The organism is Mesorhizobium sp. M0145, from assembly GCF_040322355.1.
Classification (GTDB): domain Bacteria; phylum Pseudomonadota; class Alphaproteobacteria; order Rhizobiales; family Rhizobiaceae; genus Mesorhizobium.
The window spans coordinates 1-19,488 of record NZ_JAMYTK010000003.1; the positions used below are offsets into that span (position 1 = coordinate 1).

Consider the following 19,488-nt stretch of genomic DNA (forward strand, 5'->3'; position numbering starts at 1 on the left):
CGCGGTGGGGCCGTGCGACCCTACTTCTCCCACCCCCGCCTGCGCCGGCCCGGCGGCGGCGGGGGCGGTTTTCGACGGGGGGCGGGGGGCGCGGGGGCGTAGCGTCTGGGCTAGGGGCACCGGCCGCACGCTGAAGGCCGCGATCGAGCAACTGCCGCCGATGGAATGCCCGCAGCACAAAGTGGTGTCGCTGACCGGCAACATCTCGCCGGACGGCTCGGCGGCCTTCTACAACGTCATCTTCACCATGGCCGACAGGGTCAAGGCGCGTTCGTTTCCGATGCCTTTGCCGGTCATCGCTTCCTCGCCCGAGGAGCGCGAGATGCTGCTCAGCCAGCCGATGATCCAGCCGACGCTGGCGCTTGCGGCCGAGGCCGACGTCACCTTTGTCGGCATCGGCGATCTCGGCCCGAAGGCGCCGCTTTACGAGGACGGCTTCATTTCGGAGGGCGAATTAAAGGCGCTGCAGAAGGCCGGCGGCGTCGCCGAGATCGTCGGCTGGGTATTCGATCGTGACGGCCGCATGATCGAGGGCATCACCAATGATCGGGTGTCGTCGGCGCCGCTGCCGTCGCGCGAAAAGTCGCTGGTGATCGCGCTTGCCATGGGCGACCGCAAGCTGCCGGGCATCTTCGCCGCCGTCAACCGGCGGTTGGTCAACGGCCTCATCACCGATGAGCGGACCGCCGCCGCCTTGCTGGCGGGCGCATGATCTCCGAGCCGCTGGCGGTCGGAAACGATCATGTGAAATCGAAACGCATCTGAATCCCCGATAAAACGAGCGTCACTACTGGTGCCGGCCGCAAGGATCGTTGCCGTCGAGAAAGCCCATGTCGCGCTGCAGATGCGGCGGCAGCTCCCGGACGTCGAGATAGGCCCGTTTCCGCGCCGCGTGCCTTGCCAATCCCCGCGCCAACCGTGAAAACCAGCCATGGGCTGGAGCAAGAAGCAGCTTTTCCTGTATTGTGGTCATGATCGTCAGCCTTCGCTATCTCTAGGCGTAATTGATCTTCAATACGGAATATCGGTAGGACCGGCCGGTGCCGCCAATCAAACGTCGATCACTGCCCATAAGGAGGGCTTATGCCGGAGCTCAATTCACGACAGCTGGTTTCGCAGCTTCCTCCGCTTCAGGCGATCCGGGTGTTCGAGGCGGTGGCGCGGCATCTCTCGTTCACCAAGGCCGCCCAGGAGCTTGGCATGACGCAGGCGGCGGCAAGCTATCAGATCAAGCTTCTGGAGGAGCGCATCGGCGCGCCCCTGTTCTTGCGCCAGCCAAAACAGATCGTGCTGACCGAACCCGGCCAGCGCCTGGCGCCTGCGGTCAGCGAGGCGTTCGCGCTGTTGAGCGGCGCCTATGCCGCCGCGCGCACCGGCGCCGACGGCTTGCTTTGCGTTTCGACGCTGCTGACATTTGCCTCCAACTGGCTGGCGCAGCATCTCGGTTCGTTCCAGGTCGCGCATCCGTCGCTGGCGGTGCGCGTCGATACTTCGAACAGGGTTGTCGACTTTGCCAGAGAGGATATCGACATCGCCATCCGCTCCGGCGGCGGCAACTGGCCGGGCGTCGAGACCCATATGCTTTTCAGGGCCGATTTCACGCCGGTCCTTAGTCCAAAGCTCGCGGCAAGCATCGGCGGCGTCAAGGAGCCGGCCGACCTGCTGCGGCTGCCGATCCTCGACCCGGGTGACATCTGGTGGCGGGACTGGTTTGCCGCCGCCGGCCTGCCGGTCGAGGAACTGGCCAGGCGTCCCGGCACCAGCATGGGCGCGCAGGCCTACGAGGCCAATGCCGCGATTGCCGGCCACGGCGTGGCGATCGTTACCAAGGCGCTGTTCAAGACCGAACTTGCCGACGGCCGCCTGATCCAGCCCTTTGATCTGGTCGGAGACGACGGCCACGCCTATTGGCTGGTCTATCCGACGGCACGACGCAACGTGCCGAAGATCCGCGCCTTCCGCGATTGGATCCTGAGCGAGATCGCTTGCCAGTAGGCTGAATCCCAGCAAGCCCGATAGCAAAGCGCCGGGCCCAATCAGCCCGGCCGAATCCTTCGTCAGACATGCCGCAAACGTCCCAGGCTTGCCGCTGCACGAGACCCGGCGTGCTGCGCTGCAGCAACGAATCCGTCTTGACATAATTCATCGCAAGTGAGTAATTGCTCACAGCCAAGGCAAATGCTCATCTTGGTTTATGGGAGGAATTTTGATGAAACTTCGCACGTTCACCCTAGGCCTGTTCTCGGCCGGCGCCCTCGCTTTCGCCGCGCATGCCGAATCCATCACCATCGCCACGGTCAACAATGGCGACATGGTCCGCATGCAGAAGCTGACCGACGACTTCACCGCCAAAAATCCCGACATTCAGCTGCAGTGGGTCACGCTCGAGGAAAACGTCCTGCGCGAGCGCGTCACCACCGACATCGCCACCAAGGGTGGCCAGTACGACGTGATGACCATCGGCACCTACGAAGTGCCGATCTGGGCCAAGCAGAACTGGCTTTTGCCGCTCGACAAGCTCGGCGACGATTACGACGTCAAGGACATCATCCCGGCCATAGCCGGCGGCCTGTCGGTCGACGGCAAGCTCTACGCAGCCCCGTTCTACGGCGAAAGCTCCTTCGTCATGTACCGCAAGGACCTGATGGACAAGGCCGGGCTCAAGATGCCCGATGCACCGACCTGGGACTTCATCAAGCAGGCCGCCGACAAGATGACCGACCGCGCCAACGGCGTGAACGGCGTCTGCCTGCGCGGCAAGGCCGGCTGGGGCGAGAACATGGCCTTCCTGACCGCCATGTCGAACTCATTCGGCGCGCGCTGGTTCGACGAGAACTGGAAGCCGCAATTCGACCAGCCCGAATGGAAGAACACGCTGCAGTTCTATGTCGACCTGATGAAGGCCGACGGCCCCGAGGGCGCGTCGTCCAACGGCTTCAACGAAAACCTGGCGCTGTTCCAGCAGGGCAAATGCGGCATGTGGATCGACGCTACCGTCGCTGCCTCCTTCGTTTCCGACCCGAAGAACTCCACCGTCGCCGACAAGGTCGGCTATGCGCTGGCGCCGGACAATGGCCTCGGCAAGCGCGGCAATTGGCTGTGGGCATGGTCGCTAGCCATCCCCGCCGGCACGCAGAAGGCCGACGCCGCTCAAAAGTTCGTATCCTGGGCAACCAGCAAGCACTATGCCGAGCTCGTCGCCTCGAAGGAAGGCTGGGCCAACGTTCCGCCGGGAACGCGCTCGTCGCTCTATGCCAATCCCGAATACCAGAAGGCAGCACCTTTCGCCAAGATGACGCTGGACTCGATCAACTCCGCCGATCCGACGCACCCGACCGTCAAGCCGGTGCCTTATGTCGGCGTCCAGTTCGTCGCCATTCCTGAGTTCCAGGGTCTCGGCACCACCGTCGGCCAGCTCTTCTCGGCGGCACTTGCCGGCCAGTCGAGCGTCGACGATGCCTTGAAGCAGGCGCAGGACGCCGCCACCGCGACGATGACCGAGGGCGGTTACATCAAGTAAGCTCCTCCCGGTGCCGGTTGCCAATGGCGACCGGCAACGGCCGCCCGAATCCCAGTTCGGGCGGCCAGCTTTCACACCGCTGAAAAACTTGGCCGACCTCGAAGGGTGACCGTCATGGCTACTCAGCAGACCCGTTCGCTTGCCCGTTTCATGATGGCGCCATCCGTGGTGCTGCTGCTGGTCTGGATGATTGTGCCGCTGGCATTCACGCTGTGGTTTTCCTTCCAGCAATACAACCCGCTCAATCCGATGCGCGACGGCTTCGTCGGGTTTTCGAACTACGCGCTGTTCTATTCCAACCCGGCATTCCTGCAGTCGATCCTCAACACGCTCACCATCGTCGTCAGCGTGCTTTTGATCACGGTGATCGGCGGTATTCTGCTCGCCCTTCTGCTCGATCAGCCGATGTGGGGACAGGGCATCGTCCGCATCCTTGTCATCTCGCCGTTCTTCGTCATGCCACCGGTGGCAGCACTGGTCTGGAAGAACATGATCATGCATCCGCAGTACGGGGTTTTCGCCGATATTGCGCGCTTCTTCGGCGGGCAGCCGATCGATTGGTTCGGGCAGCACCCGCTCCTGGCGATCATCATCATCGTTGCCTGGCAATGGCTGCCGTTTGCTACGCTGATCCTGTTGACCGCGCTTCAGTCGCTCGACGTCGAGCAGAAGGAAGCCGCCGAAATGGACGGCGCCGGCTTCATCAGCCGCTTCATCTATTTGACGCTGCCTCATATGTCGCGCGCCATAACCGTCGTCATCCTGATCCAGACGATCTTCCTGCTGTCGGTCTATGCCGAGATCCTCGTCACCACCAATGGCGGCCCGGGTTACGCCTCCACCAACCTGCCCTTCCTCGTCTATCAGAAGGCATTGCTGGAGTTCAAAATCGGCCAGGCGTCCGCCGGCGGTATCATTGCCGTCATTCTCGCCAACATCGTTGCCTTCTTCGCCATGCGCGCTGTCGGCAAGAACCTGGATAAATAAGGGAGGATAAGATGGCACGTGCGCTGAACCACCCCCACTCCGTCCCGCTGCGCGGGACACCTCTCCCCCTGCCCGGGAGAGAGGAAAGGCCTGCATCGAAGCCGCGCCCTTCCTCTACCCCGTCGATCGGGGGAGAGGTGGTTTGCGCAGCAAACCGGAGTGGGGGTCGACCCTGCCGCCAACATCGCCGATAGGGAGGACCTGACCATGGCACGTGCAGTCACCACCCAGCACAAGACGATTGCTACCGCGGCCGCCTGGATCGTCGCGCTGCTGATCTTCTTCCCGATCCTCTATACGATCATCACCTCGTTCAAGTCGGAGCAGGAGGCTATCCAGGGCTTCAACCTGTTCCCGTCGGGAACCACGGAGAGCTATTCCGAGGTCCAGGCGCAGAACGGCTATTTCAAATTCTTCCTGAACTCGGTGTTCCTGTCGGTCGGCTCGACCATCCTGGCTCTGCTCGTCGCCATACCGGCGGCATGGTCGATGGCGTTTTCGCCGGGCAAACGCACCAAGGACATCCTGATGTGGATGCTTTCCACCAAGATGATGCCGGCCGTCGCCGTGCTGTTTCCGATCTATCTGATCTTCCGCGATACCGGTCTGCTCGACAGCCGCATCGGCCTGATGGTCATGCTGATGCTGATCAACCTGCCGATCGTGGTCTGGATGCTTTACACCTATTTTCGCGAGATCCCGGGCGAGATCCTGGAAGCGGCGCGCATGGACGGCGCATCGCTCTGGAACGAGATCATCTATGTGCTGACGCCGATGGCGGTCCCCGGCATCGCCTCGACCATGCTGCTCAACATCATTCTCGCCTGGAACGAGGCGTTCTGGACGATCCGGCTGACCACCACCGAGGCCGCGCCGCTCACCGCTTTCATCAGCTCCTTCTCCAGCCCGCAGGGGCTGTTCTGGGCCAAGCTTTCGGCCGCCTCGACGCTGGCGATCGCGCCGATACTGATCATGGGCTGGTTCAGCCAGAAGCAGCTGGTCCGAGGCCTGACATTCGGTGCGGTAAAGTAGCGGGCATCGCCTGACGCAAAACGAAAAGATAGCCCTTCGGGGGAGGAAACCATGGGAAACATCACGCTCAAGAACGTCTCCAAATCCTTCGGGGCGACGTCCATCATCCCCGGCCTCGATCTCGTCATCGAGGACGGAGAGTTCGTCGTCTTCGTCGGCCCGTCGGGCTGCGGCAAATCCACCCTGTTGCGTCTGATCGCCGGTCTCGAGGATACCAGCGGCGGCACCATCATCATCGATGGTCGCGACGTCACCGGCGAGGCGCCGGCCAAGCGCAAGCTGGCTATGGTGTTCCAGTCCTATGCGCTCTACCCGCACATGACGGTGGCCAAGAACATCGCCTTCCCGCTGAAGATGGCGGGCGAGGACCAGGCGACCATCGACAAGAAGGTGAAGGACGCCGCGCGGATCCTGAACCTCACCAACTACCTCGACCGCCGCCCCGGCCAGCTCTCCGGCGGTCAGCGGCAGCGCGTCGCCATCGGCCGCGCCATCGTGCGCCAGCCGTCCGCCTTCCTGTTCGACGAGCCTTTGTCCAATCTCGACGCGGCGCTGCGCGGCACCATGCGGCTGGAGATCAGCGAGCTGCATCACCAGCTCAAGACAACCATGGTCTACGTCACCCACGACCAGATCGAGGCGATGACCATGGCCGACAAGATCGTCGTGCTCAATGCCGGCAATATCGAGCAGGTCGGCTCGCCGATGGAGCTCTATAAGACGCCGAAGAACCTGTTCGTCGCCGGCTTCATAGGTTCGCCGAAGATGAACCTGATCGAAGGCGCGCCGGCCGCCAAATATGGCGCCAAGACAGTCGGCATTCGCCCGGAGCATATGAACATTTCGAAGACGTCAGGCGACTGGAAGGCGACGGTCGGGGTTGCCGAGCATCTCGGCTCCGACACGTTTTTGCACGTCCAGGCGGATGGTGTCGGGCAGCTGACGGTGCGTGCCGACGGCGAGTTGGCCGCCCATCACGGCGACACGATCTACCTGACGCCGGAAAAGGCCAAGCTGCATCGTTTCGGCGCCGACGGGAAGGCGATGCTGCAATGAGGCTCCGGGGTAAATCGGCGCTGATTACCGGATCGGCGCGCGGCATCGGCAGGGCGTTTGCCGAAGCCTACATGCGCGAAGGGGCGACGGTCGCGATTGGCGACATCAATCTCGAAGCCGCCGAGAAGACGGCTTCGGAAATCGGCCGCAACGCCTACGCGGTAAAGCTCGACGTCACCGATCTCGCGTCTATCGATGAGGCCGTCAAGGCGGTCGAAGCCAGGGCCGGCGGCCTGGATATCTTGATCAACAACGCTGCTTTGTTCGACCTGGCGCCGATCGTCGAGATCACCAAGACAAGCTACGACAAATTGTTTTCGGTCAACGTCGCCGGCACGCTGTTTACGTTGCAGGCCGCCGCCCGTTCGATGATTGCCCGGGGCAAGGGCGGCAAGATCATCAACATGGCAAGCCAGGCCGGGCGCCGCGGCGAGGCGCTGGTCACCGTCTACTGCGCCACCAAGGCGGCGGTCATCTCGCTCACCCAGTCGGCAGGGCTCGATCTGATCAAACACCGCATCAACGTCAATGCCATCGCCCCGGGTGTCGTCGACGGCGAGCATTGGGACCATGTCGATGCCTTGTTCGCCAAGTTCGAGAACCGGCCGAGGGGCGAGAAGAAGAGGCTGGTCGGCGAAGCCGTGCCTTATGGCCGCATGGGCACGGCGCAAGACCTCACCGGCATGGCGGTGTTCCTGGCCAGCGATGAGGCCGAGTACATCGTCGCCCAGACCTACAATGTCGATGGCGGCCAGTGGATGAGTTGAGGGGGCGAAGGCGCTCTTCCCCCCGTCTCCTCCACGGGGGGAAGAGCCGTCCCGCTAAAGGGTAAAAGCAGATGACCGTGAAACTCTCTTCTTCCATCCTCGCCAAGCTGCCGCCCAAGGTCGCCGGCCCGAAATATGATCGCGCCGCGCTCAAGGCCGGCATCGTGCATTTCGGCGTCGGCAATTTCCATCGCTCGCACCAGGCCGTCTATCTCGACGACCTGTTCAATTCGGGTGTCGGCCACGACTGGGCCATTGTTGGCGCCGGCGTCTTCGAGGGCGAGAAGGTCGGCCGCGGCAAGTTGCAGGAGCAGGACTGGCTGACCACCGTGGTCGAGCAGGACAGCGGCCATATGAGCGCGCGCGTCACCGGCGTCATGATCGACTTTCTGGTGCCGGGCGATGCGGTCGCAATCGTCGAGCGGCTTGCCGATCCGTCGATCAAGATCGTCTCCCTGACCATTACCGAGGGCGGATATTTCATCGATCCGGCATCCGGCGTCTTCAATCCGACACATCCCGACATCGTTGCCGACGCTGAGCCGGGGGCGACGCCGAAGACCGTCTTCGGCCTCGTCCTCGCCGGGCTGCTGCGCCGCCGCGCCGACGGTATCGTGCCCTTCACAATTATGTCCTGCGACAACATCCCCCATAACGGCCACGTCACCTCAGATGGCGTCATCGGCCTTGCGCGGCTGATCGACGAAGGTTTGGCAAACTGGGTGAGCGAGAACGTTGCCTTTCCCAATGGCATGGTCGACCGCATCACGCCGGCCACCACCGACCGCGAGCGCGGCATTCTCTCCAGCGAGTTCGGCCTCGACGACAATTGGCCGGTGTTTTGCGAACCGTTCAAGCAATGGGTGCTGGAGGACCGTTTCACCGACGGCCGCCCGCCGCTGGAAAAGGTCGGCGTGCAGTTCGTCAGCGACGTCGCGCCCTATGAGCTGATGAAGATCCGCATCCTCAATGGCGGCCATGCGACCATCGCCTATCCGGCCGGGCTGATGGACATCCATTTCGTCCATGAGGCGATGCAGGAGCCGCTGGTACGCGGCTTCCTCGACAAGCTCGAGCATGACGAAATCATCCCGACCGTGCCGCCGGTTCCGGACACCGACCTCGAAGATTACTACCAGCTCATCGAGCACCGCTTCTCCAATCCGAAGATCGGCGACACCATACGCCGGCTTTGCCTCGACGGCTCCAACCGCCAGCCGAAATTCATCATCCCGACCATCGCCGACCGGCTGAAGGCTGGCAAAAGTGTCACCGGCCTTGCGCTGGAATCGGCGCTCTGGTGTCGCTACTGCTTCGGCACGACGGATTCCGGTGCCGTCACCGAGCCCAACGACCCGAACTGGGGCCGGTTGCAGGCGACGGCCAAGGCGGCCAGGGACATGCCTGCCGCCTGGCTTGCCATGGAGGACATCTATGGCGATGTCGGCCGCTCGCCGCCGTTCGCTGAAGCCTTCGGCCAAGCGCTGAGACTGCTGTGGGCGGACGGCGCGCGCGCGACACTGACGCGCTATCTCGCCGGCGACCTCTGAAGCCGATCCAGCGCGATGACGCCTGAACTAGTCATTTTCGACTGTGACGGCGTGCTGGTGGACAGTGAGATGCTGTCCGTCTCGGCATTGCTGGAGATGATCGCGCTTGCCGGCGGCAACGTCAGCGAGGACATTGCCTACGAGCACTTCCTCGGCAAGAGCATGAAGAGCGTCCGCGAAATCCTCGCAAGCGACTTCGGGCTCGATCTCACCGACCAGCATCTGACCGAGATGCGCTCCGAACTGATGCGCAGATTCCGCGAGGAGCTGAAACCGATGCCAGGTATCGCACAGGTCCTGCCGAGGCTCGGCGTACCGTGCTGCGTCGCCTCCTCCGGCACCCTGGAACGCATCCGCTATGCGCTCGCCGTCACCGGGTTGCTTGGGCTGCTGGAGCCGCATTTGTTCAGCGCCGCCATGGTGGCGCGGGGCAAACCGGCGCCCGATCTCTTTCTCCACGCAGCAGATAAAATGAGAGCGGCCCCGCGAAACTGCCTCGTCGTCGAGGACAGCCCGGCCGGCATCGAGGCGGCGCGGGCGGCCGGCATGCGCGTCCTTGCCTTCACCGGCGGCTCGCACACCGGCAACCCGGCATTGAAAGCGCGGCTTGCGTCGAGTGAGCCGGACTTTATATTCGCTGACATGCTGCAATTGCCCGATCTGATTGCAGGCCTGGGAGCGAGAGCAAGAACACCTTGACCAACAGTTTCGTTTGCGCGGTCGATGTCGGCACCGGAAGCGCTCGTGCCGGCATTCTCGACACCGGTGGCGCCTTGCTCGGCCGCGCCGAGCACCCGATCGCCATGCAACAGCCGAAGGCCGACCATGCCGAGCACGATTCGCAGGATATATGGTCGGCGGTGTGCATGGCCGTCCGCGCTGCCCGCGAAAAGGCGGGCGTGCGGGCCGAGGATATCGTCGGCATCTCCTTTGATGCCACCTGCTCGCTGGTGGTGCGAGACCGGCATGGCGGCCAGCTCAGCGTGTCCGTCACTGGTGAAAGGCGCTGGGACACCATTGTCTGGCTCGACCATCGCGCAATTGCCGAGGCCGACGAATGCACTGAAAGCGGCCACGCTGTGCTCGACTATATCGGCGGCGTCATGTCGCCGGAAATGGAGACGCCGAAGCTGATGTGGCTGAAGCGCAACCTGCCCGGAACATGGAACGAAGCCGGCTATCTATTCGACCTCACCGACTTCCTCACCTGGAAGGCAAGCGGCTCGCTCTCCCGTTCACAATGCACGCTGACCGCCAAATGGACCTATCTAGCCCATGAAGCGACCGGCTGGCGGCGCGACTTCTTCGAAGCCGTCGGGCTCGGCGATATCTTTGAGCACGGCAACCTGCCGGAAAAGGCAAGCCCGGTCGGTGCCGATATCGGCCCGCTCGGCGCGCAAGCCGCGACGGAGCTTGGCCTCACCGAAAAATGCCGGGTCGGCGCCGGCGTCATCGATGCCTATGCCGGCGCGCTTGGCGTGCTCGGCGGTTTCGCCGGTGACGCGACGAACATCGGCCGCCATCTGGCCCTGATTGCAGGTACGTCGAGTTGCGTCATGGCGATGTCGCCCGATCCGCAGCCTTTCGCCGGTGTCTGGGGCCCATATTATGGCGCAGCCCTTCCCGGCCTGTGGCTGTCGGAAGGTGGCCAGTCGGCCACCGGCGCGCTGCTCGACCACATCATCCGCTGGCATGGCGCCGGCGGCGAGCCGGATGCCGCCATGCATGCCAGGATTGCCCACCGCGTCGCCGAGCTGCGCGCCGCCGAGGGCGACAACCTCGCCGCAAGGCTGCACGTACTGCCCGATTTCCACGGCAACCGCTCGCCGCTCGCCGACCCGCATGCCGTCGGCGTCATCAGCGGGCTGACGCTGGATGCCTCCTTCGACAGTCTGTGCAAGCTCTACTGGCGCACCGCCGTCAGCATCGCGCTTGGCGTCCGTCATGTGCTGGAAGCGCTGAACGAGAACGGCTATCTGATCGACACGCTGCACGTCACCGGCGGCCACACCAAGAACCCGCTGTTGATGGAGCTCTATGCCGATGCCACCGGCTGCACGGTGGTCGAGCCGCTGGCGGATGAAGCGGTGCTGCTCGGCACCGGCATGATTGCCGCCACCGCGGCCAGGCTTTTTCCCGATTTGAACGCTGCCTGCGTCGCCATGCAACAGGGCGGCAGGACGCGAGAGCCCAATCCGGCTGCCGCCGGCCGGTTCGATCGCGACTACCGCGTGTTTCTCGAAATGCACAGGCAAAGGCAGGCGCTGGACGCGATCCGATAAATCGGGATCGGTTGCTATCTCTGGTTCCAGCGCCGGATGACCGGCTCGTCAAGGTCGTGCTCATAACCGAGCACGCTTATGCCGGCGGTATCCAGCACGAAAAACGCGCCGGCTTGCGGCGGCAGGCCGAGGCAGCGTGCGGCCAGCACCCTAAGGAAATGCGAGCTTGAGAAGACCAGGACATTGCTGCCGACCTCGCGCAACTGGCTGACGATCCGGTCCGCCCTCGAGCCGACATCCGTGGCGGACTCGCCGCTCGGGCAGCCGTCGCGAAAGAGACGCCAGCCGGGGCGCTCGGCGAGGATTTGCTTGGTGGTCAATCCCTCATAGGCACCATAATCCCACTCCGCCAGATCGTCCTTCTTCACGCCTGACGAGCCGAAGCCGGCCAGCGCACAGGTGTTGAAGGCGCGCTGCGACGGGCTCGACCACACCGCCGAGAAGGACAGGCCCTTGAGCCGCTCAGCGATCCGCCTTGCCGCTTCCTCGCCGGCCGGCGTCAGCGGTATGTCGGTTCGGCCGGTATGTTTTCCGGACGCACTCCATTCCGTCTCGCCATGCCGAACCAGATAGATTTCGGGAAACGCGCTCATCAGGCTGCCTTTCAAATGGATTCTGCCGCGACCATAGCGGCTTCCATAGCCTCTCCAATAGCCTGCATTGAACCGACTGGCTTAACCCTTCCGCAAGTCAGCCTCTTGCCACCGGTGCCCATTTGATAGACAAACCCGTCGTAATGCGGAATCCGGCCGATCTTGGCCATTTTCCGCGCTGAGACGCGGCTTCCGGCTCTTGCCGACGTGCCGCAATCGGATAGGCGGAAAACTAGAATGTCTGCGATCGAAGCCGACGCTCGCGCGCCGGAAAACCTTTGGCGTCGGGAAATCAGGGCGATGCTGGCGCTCGCCTGGCCGATGGTGCTGACCAATCTCGGCCAGACCGCGATGACCGCTACCGACGTCATGATGATGGGGCGGCTGGGGCCGGACACGCTGGCCAGCGGTGCGCTTGGTGCCAACCTCTACTTCATGCCGCTTATCTTCGGGCTCGGCCTGATGCTGGCGACCTCGCCGATGATGGCGACCGAGCTCGGCCGCCGTCGGCACTCGGTGCGCGACCTGCGCCGCACCGTGCGCCAGGGTCTGTGGCTGGCGATCCTCATTTGCATTCCGATCTGGGCCCTTCTCTGGCACGGCGAGAGCGTGTTGCTGGCCATGGGTCAGGAACCGGCGCTGGCGCACCAGGCCGGCATCTATCTGCGCTGGCTCGAATGGGCGGTGCTGCCCTTTTTCGGCTACATCGTCCTGCGCTCGTTCATTTCGGCGCTGGAGCGGCCGGGCTGGGCGCTGATCATCGTGTTCGTTGCCGTCGCCTGCAACGCCTTCTTCAACTGGCTGTTCATGTTCGGCAATCTCGGCATCCAATCGATGGGCATCGCCGGCTCCGGCCTCGCCACCACTCTGTCCAGCACGTTGATGTTCGCCGGCATGGCGGCGGTGGTGATGCTTGAGAAGAAATTCCGGCGCTATCGTCTGTTCGGACGCTTCTGGCGCGCCGATTGGCCGCGCTTCAAGGGCCTGCTGCGGCTCGGCCTGCCGATCGCGGGCCTGCTGGCGTTCGAGGTGACGATCTTCAACGCGGCGGCCTTTCTCATGGGCCTGATCGATGCAGCTTCGCTTGCCGCCCATGCGATCGCCATCCAGATCGCCTCGATCACCTTCATGGTGCCGCTCGGCCTCAACCAGGCGGTGACGGTGCGCGTCGGACTTGCCCACGGCGCCGGCAATCCGGAAGGTGTCAGCCGGGCTGGCTGGACCGCCTATGTCGTCGGTGTCTCCTTCATGGCGCTGATGGGGCTAGTGATGATCCTGTGGCCGCATCTCTTGATCGGCGCCTTCATCGATCTCGGCAATCCGGCTAATGCCGAGGTGGTGGCGCTTGCCGTGTCGTTCCTCGCCTTTGCCGCGCTGTTCCAGGTTTTTGACGGTGCGCAGGCGGTCGCCAGCGGCATGCTGCGCGGCCTGCACGACACCAAGGTGCCGATGATCTATGCCGCGATCGGCTATTGGGGCATCGGGCTGCCGCTCGGCGTGCTGCTGGCCTTTCGTTTCGGCTTCAACGGCGTCGGCATCTGGATCGGCCTGTCGTCGGGACTGGCGGTAGTTGCGGCGCTCTTGCTAGGGCGCTGGCTGCGGCGTGACAGGATCGCGCCGCCGCTGGTATTCGGGCGTTGAATTGCTGGTCGCACGCTCAGCGGGCCGCCGCCCGCTGCTCGAGCGAACGTGCGTATTGCGTCAGCGGAAAGCACATGACGAAGAAGATCAGCGCTACCAGCCCATAGACTTTGAACGGTTCGAAGGTCGCATTGTTGATCGCGTTGGATGTCCTCACCAGCTCCTCGAAACCGATGATCGACGTCAGCGCGGTCGACTTGATCAGCTGCACCAGAAAGCCGACGGTCGGTGCGCGGGTGATCGAAAACGCCTGAGGCAAGATGATCAGCCGGAGTTCCTGTAGATAGTGCAGGCCGAGGCTGGCGCCGGCGTCCCACTGGCCGCGCGGCAGTGCATCGACGCCGCCGCGCCAGATCTCGGCGAGATAGGCGCTGGCAAAGAAGGTCAGGCCAAGCACCGCCGCGGTCCACGGCTCGATGCGCAGGCCCAGCATCGGCAAGCCGAAGAACATCAGGAAGAGCTGCATCAGCAGCGGCGTGCCCTGGAAAAGCGCGATGTAGCCGGAGGCAAACCGGCGCGCCCATTTATTCTTGGCGATCCGGAAGAACAACACGATCATGCCGACCACGGCCCCGCCGACAAAGGCGGCCAGCGACAAGAGCACCGTCCAGCGCGCCGCCAGCAGCAGGTTGCGCAGAATGTCCCAGAAGGTAAATTCGATCATGACACGCCGGCTCCGAGAAGCCGGCGCCCGCCGCCGACCAGCAGCCGGCGCAGCCCAATCGACAGGATGAGATAGACCATCGTCACGATGAGATAGGTCTCGAAAGCCCGGAACGTGCGCGCCTGCAGCATGTCGGCTTCATAGGTCAGCTCGCGAACGGCGATCTGCGATACCACGGCGGATTCCAGCATCATGATAACGATCTGGCTGGTCAGCGCCGGATAGATCACCTTGAGCGCCTGCGGCAGCACGATCTTGATGAAGACCTGGCGCGGCCTGAGCCCAAGCGCCAGTGCCGCTTCCGTCTGCCCGGGCGGCACCGCGTCGAGCCCGGCGCCAACGATCTCGATCGTATAGGCGGCCATGTTGAGCGTCATCGCCAGCATGGCTGCCAGCACCGGATCGAGCCTGACGCCGATGCTGGGCAGCCCGAAGAAGATGAAGAATAGCTGCACCAGGAACGGCGTGTTGCGGATCACCTCGACATAGACGCCGATCGCCCGCTTGAGCAGGAGCGGACCGTTCCGCCGCCCTGCGGCGCCGAGGATGCTGAGCAACGTTCCCGCCAGCGTGGTCACGGCGATCAACAGGATCGTCGTGGCCGCGCCGCGCGCGATCGCCCCTGTCGCCCCGGCAAGCCAGCCGAAGTCGAGGCTATAGCTCACCGGCCATCAATCCTTGAGATTGGCGGGATCGAGCGGCGTCTTCAGCCAGGCTTTCGAGCTTTCGTCCAGTCTGCCGTCGGCCAGCATCTTGGCAACCGCGTCATTGACCGCCTGCTTCAGGCGGTCTTCCTTCTTGTTGAGGCCGATATGCGAGGGCGAGGTGAGAAGCTGGAATTTCTGCTCCGGCTTCAGTTCCTCCTGGCGGGCAAGCACCTGGGCGCCGACATCGTTGCCGACCACCATCAGCTGGGTCTGGCCCGAAATGAAGGCCTGGATGACGGAATTATAGTTGTCGAAGCGGCGGATGTCGGCCGAGGCCGGTGCCGCCTCGGTCAGCGAGGTATCCTCCAGCGTGCCGCGATTGACGGCGATCGACTTGTCGGCGAGGTCTTCCTTGCCTTTGACCGCAAGAGCTGCCGGGCCGATGACGGCGATGTAATAGGGCGCGTAGGCGGCGGCGAAATCGATCACCTGCTCACGCTCCTTGGAATAGCCGACGCTCATCAGCAGGTCGACGCGCTTGTCGGTCAGGTACGGAATGCGGTTCTGGCCGGTCACGCTGACCAGATTGAGCTTGACCTTGAGCTGGTCGGCGATGGATTGCGCCACGTCGATGTCGTAGCCCTTGATGCTCATGTCGGCGCTGGCCGAGGAGAAGGGCGGGAAGTCGGAAAAGATGCCGACATTGATGGCGCCGGCCTTGGCGATGTCGTCGATCGCGTCGGCATTGGCGGCCTGGTTGGTGAAAGCAAGACCGGTCGCGCCGAGCATCAGCACGGCGGCGATGGATGATTTGAGCTTCATGTGAAGTGTCATTGTCATTCCCCTGCTGGAAGCTTGTTTGTTTGAGTGCAACCGCCGACTCCAGCGCGGCGGTCGCCTTTGGGTTCTCTAGTGGACCATGATCTTCTCCGAAAACCGGTTCCGCCTTTTCGGGATCATGGTCGAGCGTGTCAGCCCGCCTTGCTGGTGATTGCCGGGCTGAAGACGATCAGGCTGAGGATCTCGAACAGCACCTGCGCGCCGGCATGCGCCGTGTTGCTGGTCGCGTCGTACTGCGGTGCCACCTCGACGACGTCGCCGCCGACGATGTTGAGGCCTTTCAGGCCGCGCAGCAGCTCGAGCACTTCGCGCGTCGTCAGCCCGCCGACCTCCGGCGTGCCGGTGCCCGGCGCGAAGGCAGGATCGATGCTGTCGATATCGAACGAGACATAGGTCGGGCCGTCGCCGACTATCCTGCGCGCCTTGTCGATAATGGCGGGAATGCCGAGGCCGGTCACCTCTTCGGCATGCACGACGGTCATGCCGGACTCATAGGTGAACTCCCACAGATACTCGGCCGAGCCGCGAATGCCGATCTGGATGGTGCGGCTCGGGTCGAGCACGCCGTCCAGCACCGCGTTACGGAACGGCCCGCCATGGTGGAACTTGGTCATGTCGAACAGGCCGCTGGTGTCGCAATGGGCGTCGATATGGATCATGCCCACAGGCGCCTTTTTGCCGACCGCCTTCAGGATCGGATGGCTGATCGAATGATCGCCGCCGACCGAAAGCGGCAGAACGCCGGCGTCGACGATCTGGTTGGTGCGGCGTTCGATGTCGTCATGGCTGGTCTCTAGCCGGTAGCGGCTCTGGAACGGCACATCGCCGATGTCGGCGACCTTCAGCTCATGCGTCGGTGCGCATTCCAGCACATGATTGTAGGGGCCGATGCGCTCGATGGCGCGCAGCGCCCTTGGCCCGAAACGGGCGCCCGGCCGGTTGGTGACGCCCAGATCCATCGGCACACCGATCATCGCCACCTGCAGATCGCCGAAATCCGGATTGTCGGCGGCGATTTCACGATAGGGCGCCGCGAGGAAGGTCGGGATGCCGGAATAGGGCGCCAGTCGCGTGCCGGTCTTGGAGAAGATCTTGTCGGCGACACGCTGGAATTTCGGGTCGAACATTTCGCCGCCATGGCTCTCGCCGTATTTGCGGCGCAACGCTTCGAGCTTGCCGCGGTCGTAACCCATGTCGGTCCTCCATGGCTGGTGCGGCGCGCGGACAGCGGTCCCGATAGCCGCAGCCGTCGGCTGCCTGCAGATTTCACGTCTTGATGCAATGCCTGGGCAAAGTGTCCCGTAGCTGCATTGAAAAATCAATTGATATTGTTAGTGTGTTATCTGTGAGAAAATCTCACAGAGCCTCGGGTCCAAATGGCCAAGCGTTTGCCACCGCTCAACCCGCTGCGCGCCTTCGAGGCGACGGCGCGCCACGCCTCGCTGACCAAGGCGGCGGCTGAGCTCAACGTCACCCACGGCGCCATCAGCCATCAGATCAAGGCGCTCGAGCAATCGTTGGGTGTCAAGCTGTTCGAGCGTGCCGGTCAGCGGGTGAAGCTGACGCCACACGGCGCCGAGTTGCTGCCGGCGGTGTCGACCGCCTTCGACGGCATTGCCGCCGCCACGCAGCGCATGACGAGGCCGGCCAGCACCGGCGTTCTCTCTGTATCCTGCGTGCCGGCGCTACTGTTGCTGTGGATGATCCCGCGGCTGGGCAGCTTCACGTCGCAATATCCGGATATCAGGCTGACGCTGATCCCATCCAATGATGCCAAGGACGTCCGCGCACCGCATATCGATGTCTGCGTGCACTATGGTGACGGCAGCTGGACCGACTGCTGGATGCGCAAATGGTCGGGCCTCGAACTGTTCCCGGTGGTCAGCCCGACGCTGATCAACAACCGCCCGATCCGCACCGTCCGCGACCTCGCCGATCACGTCTTCCTGCATGGCGACGACGGCCGCGAATGGCATACCTGGCTGGCCGCCGCTGACGCGCTGGACCTGGAGCGCGGCCGCCGCCACCATCTTGGCGACGCGCGCATGGCGACCGAGGCCGCTGTCCACGGCCATGGCGTGGCGCTCGGCGACACGGTGACGGCAAGCGGACTGCTCGCCAGGGGCCTGCTTGTCGCCCCGTTCAGTCTTTCCGTGCCGGCCGTCGACGATTTCTACATCGTCTGCCGCAACGAGATGCGGTCGGCGCCGATCGTGCAATTGTTCATCGACTGGCTGTTTGCCGAGAAAGAGCAGGCCGACCGCCGCGCCGACGCGCCGGTGGCAGGCCGCATCGGCATTCGCCGCAAGCGTCCAGCGCTCAAGGTGGTCGGCGCCAAGACCGCATCCTGAGGCCGAAACTGCCGTAGGCGCCGCTTGCCGCAGGGGCTTCTTTTTGTCGGGCCAGCCCGCAAAGCGGGAGGCGCGTTCAAAAATTCGATGCTAAGAGGCATTTGGAGCAATTCCAGGAAAAGTGCGCAGCGGTTTTCCGTCCGGAATTGCGCTAGACAAAAGCTAGACCGAGCAGCGAAGGCGCATTGAGCGATGGCAAAGACCGATATAGCGCGGCGCGTCTACAATCACACCTGGAAGCTCGACCCGATCGTCCGCAGCTTGCTCGACACCGATTTCTACAAGCTTCTGATGCTGCAGATGATCTGGGGCATGTATCCCAAGGTCGACGCCACCTTCTCGCTGATCAACCGCACCACCTCGGTCCGCCTTGCCGAGGAGATCGATGAGACGGAGCTGCGCGAGCAGCTCGACCATGCCCGCACCTTGCGCTTCTCTAAGAAAGAGATGATCTGGCTCGGCGGCAACACCTTCTATGGCCGCAAGCAGATATTCGAACCGGAATTCCTCGCCTGGCTGGAAAATTTCCGGCTGCCCGAATACGAGCTTTCCAAGCGCGACGGTCAATACGAACTCGCCTTCAGCGGTCCGTGGATGTACACGACGCTGTGGGAGATCCCGGCGCTGGCAATTATCAATGAACTTCGATCTCGCGCGGCCATGCGGGCGTTCGGGCCGTTCGCGCTCGACGTGCTCTATGCCCGCGCCAAGGCCAAGATGTGGGCCAAGACCGAGCGGCTGAAGGCGCTGCCCGGCATCCGCATCTCGGATTTCGGCACCCGCCGCCGTCATTCTTTCCTGTGGCAGCGCTGGTGCGTCGAAGCGTTGAAGGAGGGCATCGGCGAGGCCTTCACTGGCACCTCCAACGTGCTGCTCGCCATGGACAACGATCTCGAGGCGCTCGGCACCAATGCGCATGAACTGCCGATGGTGTTCGCCGCGCTCACCAATTCGGAAAAGGAATTGAAACAGTCGCCCTACAACGTGCTGCAGGACTGGCAGCGCTACTACGGCGGCAACCTGCTGATCGTACTGCCGGACACCTTCGGCACCGCGGCGTTCCTGCGCGATGCACCGGACTGGGTCGCCGACTGGACCGGCTTCCGCCCCGACAGCGCGCCGCCGATCGAAGGCGGCGAGAAAATCATTTCCTGGTGGCGCGAAAAGGGCAAGGACCCCAAGCAGAAGCTGCTCATCTTCTCGGATGGGCTGGAGGTCGAGACCATCGAGGAAACCTACCGCCACTTCCGCGGCAAGGTGCGCATGTCCTTCGGCTGGGGCACCAACCTGACCAACGATTTCGAGGGCTGCGCGCCGACCGAGACCAACCGGCTAGACGCCATCTCGCTGGTCTGCAAGGTCACCGAAGCCAACGGCAGGCCGGCGGTCAAGCTTTCCGACAATCCGGCCAAGTCGACAGGCGACGAGAAAGAGATCGAGCGCTATTTGCGCATCTTCGGCCAGAAGGACCGCGTGGAGCAGTTGGTGAAGGTGTGAGGTAGGGGAACTCTTGCGTAGTATGAGTTCCTTCGCGCCCCCCTCTGTCCTGCCGGACATC

Annotated in this window: 19 protein-coding genes; 13 read left to right on the forward strand and 6 right to left on the reverse strand. The window is 63.4% G+C overall.

The annotated features are described in order from the left end of the window. Positions 1–712: sugar-binding transcriptional regulator (locus tag NKJ28_RS07015; protein ID WP_352634754.1), on the forward strand; the 712-nt coding region annotated here is incomplete at its 5' end. 75 nt (positions 713–787) lie between these two features. On the opposite strand, the gene NKJ28_RS07020 is transcribed toward NKJ28_RS07015, so the two are convergent. Next, positions 788–973, reverse strand: a complete 186-nt coding sequence (locus NKJ28_RS07020) for a hypothetical protein (protein WP_254815832.1) — start codon at positions 971–973, stop codon at positions 788–790. A 110-nt stretch (positions 974–1,083) separates the two neighbouring features. Here NKJ28_RS07020 and gcvA (NKJ28_RS07025) point away from each other — a divergent pair, with 110 nt between their 5' ends. The 9 genes from gcvA (NKJ28_RS07025) (at position 1,084) to NKJ28_RS07065 (ending at position 11,194) form a co-directional block, all read left to right on the forward strand. Beyond that, a complete protein-coding gene (gene gcvA / locus NKJ28_RS07025; protein WP_352634756.1) occupies positions 1,084–1,995 on the forward strand; it encodes a transcriptional regulator GcvA in 912 nt (303 codons plus the stop codon). Between the two features lie 214 nt (positions 1,996–2,209). Continuing rightward, positions 2,210–3,520 carry an ABC transporter substrate-binding protein gene (locus tag NKJ28_RS07030; protein ID WP_352634758.1) on the forward strand — a complete coding sequence of 437 codons (1,311 nt, stop codon included), beginning with the start codon at positions 2,210–2,212 and terminating at the stop codon, positions 3,518–3,520. A gap of 114 nt (positions 3,521–3,634) precedes the next feature. Then, positions 3,635–4,507, forward strand: a complete 873-nt coding sequence (locus tag NKJ28_RS07035) for a carbohydrate ABC transporter permease (protein WP_023676993.1) — start codon at positions 3,635–3,637, stop codon at positions 4,505–4,507. Between the two features lie 207 nt (positions 4,508–4,714). After that, the gene (locus tag NKJ28_RS07040) at positions 4,715–5,539 is read left to right on the forward strand and encodes a carbohydrate ABC transporter permease (protein ID WP_023676992.1); all 825 of its coding nucleotides are present in this window, start codon (positions 4,715–4,717) and stop codon (positions 5,537–5,539) included. A 51-nt stretch (positions 5,540–5,590) separates the two neighbouring features. Next, positions 5,591–6,595: an ABC transporter ATP-binding protein gene (locus NKJ28_RS07045; RefSeq protein WP_023676991.1), complete on the forward strand. Its 1,005-nt coding sequence runs from the start codon at positions 5,591–5,593 to the stop codon at positions 6,593–6,595. Then, positions 6,592–7,362, forward strand: a complete 771-nt coding sequence (locus NKJ28_RS07050) for an L-iditol 2-dehydrogenase (RefSeq protein WP_023676990.1) — start codon at positions 6,592–6,594, stop codon at positions 7,360–7,362. Before NKJ28_RS07045 ends, NKJ28_RS07050 begins: the two co-directional genes overlap by 4 nt. A gap of 71 nt (positions 7,363–7,433) precedes the next feature. Further along, positions 7,434–8,912, forward strand: coding sequence for a mannitol dehydrogenase family protein (locus tag NKJ28_RS07055; protein WP_352588653.1), 1,479 nt, complete (start codon positions 7,434–7,436; stop codon positions 8,910–8,912). A 15-nt stretch (positions 8,913–8,927) separates the two neighbouring features. Further along, positions 8,928–9,611 carry an HAD family hydrolase gene (locus tag NKJ28_RS07060; protein ID WP_352588650.1) on the forward strand — a complete coding sequence of 228 codons (684 nt, stop codon included), beginning with the start codon at positions 8,928–8,930 and terminating at the stop codon, positions 9,609–9,611. Beyond that, entirely contained in the window at positions 9,608–11,194 is a 1,587-nt protein-coding gene (locus NKJ28_RS07065; RefSeq protein ID WP_352619426.1) for an FGGY-family carbohydrate kinase, read from the forward strand. Before NKJ28_RS07060 ends, NKJ28_RS07065 begins: the two co-directional genes overlap by 4 nt. 14 nt (positions 11,195–11,208) lie before the next feature. Here NKJ28_RS07065 and NKJ28_RS07070 read toward each other — a convergent pair whose 3' ends face one another. Further along, on the reverse strand, positions 11,209–11,790 hold the full coding sequence (locus tag NKJ28_RS07070; RefSeq protein WP_352635032.1) for a histidine phosphatase family protein: 582 nt from the start codon (positions 11,788–11,790) through the stop codon (positions 11,209–11,211). Between the two features lie 234 nt (positions 11,791–12,024). Here NKJ28_RS07070 and NKJ28_RS07075 point away from each other — a divergent pair, with 234 nt between their 5' ends. After that, positions 12,025–13,428, forward strand: a complete 1,404-nt coding sequence (locus NKJ28_RS07075; RefSeq protein WP_352634760.1) for an MATE family efflux transporter — start codon at positions 12,025–12,027, stop codon at positions 13,426–13,428. Positions 13,429–13,444: 16 nt separating this feature from the next. On the opposite strand, the gene NKJ28_RS07080 is transcribed toward NKJ28_RS07075, so the two are convergent. The 4 genes from NKJ28_RS07080 to speB all read right to left on the reverse strand — a co-directional run bounded on the left by NKJ28_RS07080 (position 13,445) and on the right by speB (position 16,772). Further along, positions 13,445–14,092: an amino acid ABC transporter permease gene (locus NKJ28_RS07080; protein WP_023722520.1), complete on the reverse strand. Its 648-nt coding sequence runs from the start codon at positions 14,090–14,092 to the stop codon at positions 13,445–13,447. Further along, positions 14,089–14,757 (reverse strand): amino acid ABC transporter permease, encoded by a 669-nt coding sequence (locus tag NKJ28_RS07085; protein WP_352634762.1) that lies wholly within the window; start codon positions 14,755–14,757, stop codon positions 14,089–14,091. Before NKJ28_RS07085 ends, NKJ28_RS07080 begins: the two co-directional genes overlap by 4 nt. A 6-nt stretch (positions 14,758–14,763) precedes the next feature. Next, entirely contained in the window at positions 14,764–15,573 is an 810-nt protein-coding gene (locus NKJ28_RS07090; protein ID WP_352588638.1) for a transporter substrate-binding domain-containing protein, read from the reverse strand. Between the two features lie 137 nt (positions 15,574–15,710). After that, positions 15,711–16,772, reverse strand: a complete 1,062-nt coding sequence (gene speB, locus NKJ28_RS07095; protein ID WP_352588634.1) for an agmatinase — start codon at positions 16,770–16,772, stop codon at positions 15,711–15,713. Positions 16,773–16,955: 183 nt separating this feature from the next. On the opposite strand from speB, the gene gcvA (NKJ28_RS07100) reads away from it, so the two are divergent. Together gcvA (NKJ28_RS07100) and pncB are read left to right on the forward strand one after the other, a co-directional pair. Beyond that, positions 16,956–17,930, forward strand: a complete 975-nt coding sequence (gcvA, locus tag NKJ28_RS07100) for a transcriptional regulator GcvA (RefSeq protein WP_352634764.1) — start codon at positions 16,956–16,958, stop codon at positions 17,928–17,930. Positions 17,931–18,122: 192 nt separating this feature from the next. Beyond that, positions 18,123–19,427 carry a nicotinate phosphoribosyltransferase gene (gene pncB / locus NKJ28_RS07105; protein ID WP_254815847.1) on the forward strand — a complete coding sequence of 435 codons (1,305 nt, stop codon included), beginning with the start codon at positions 18,123–18,125 and terminating at the stop codon, positions 19,425–19,427. Positions 19,428–19,488: the final 61 nt, after the last annotated feature.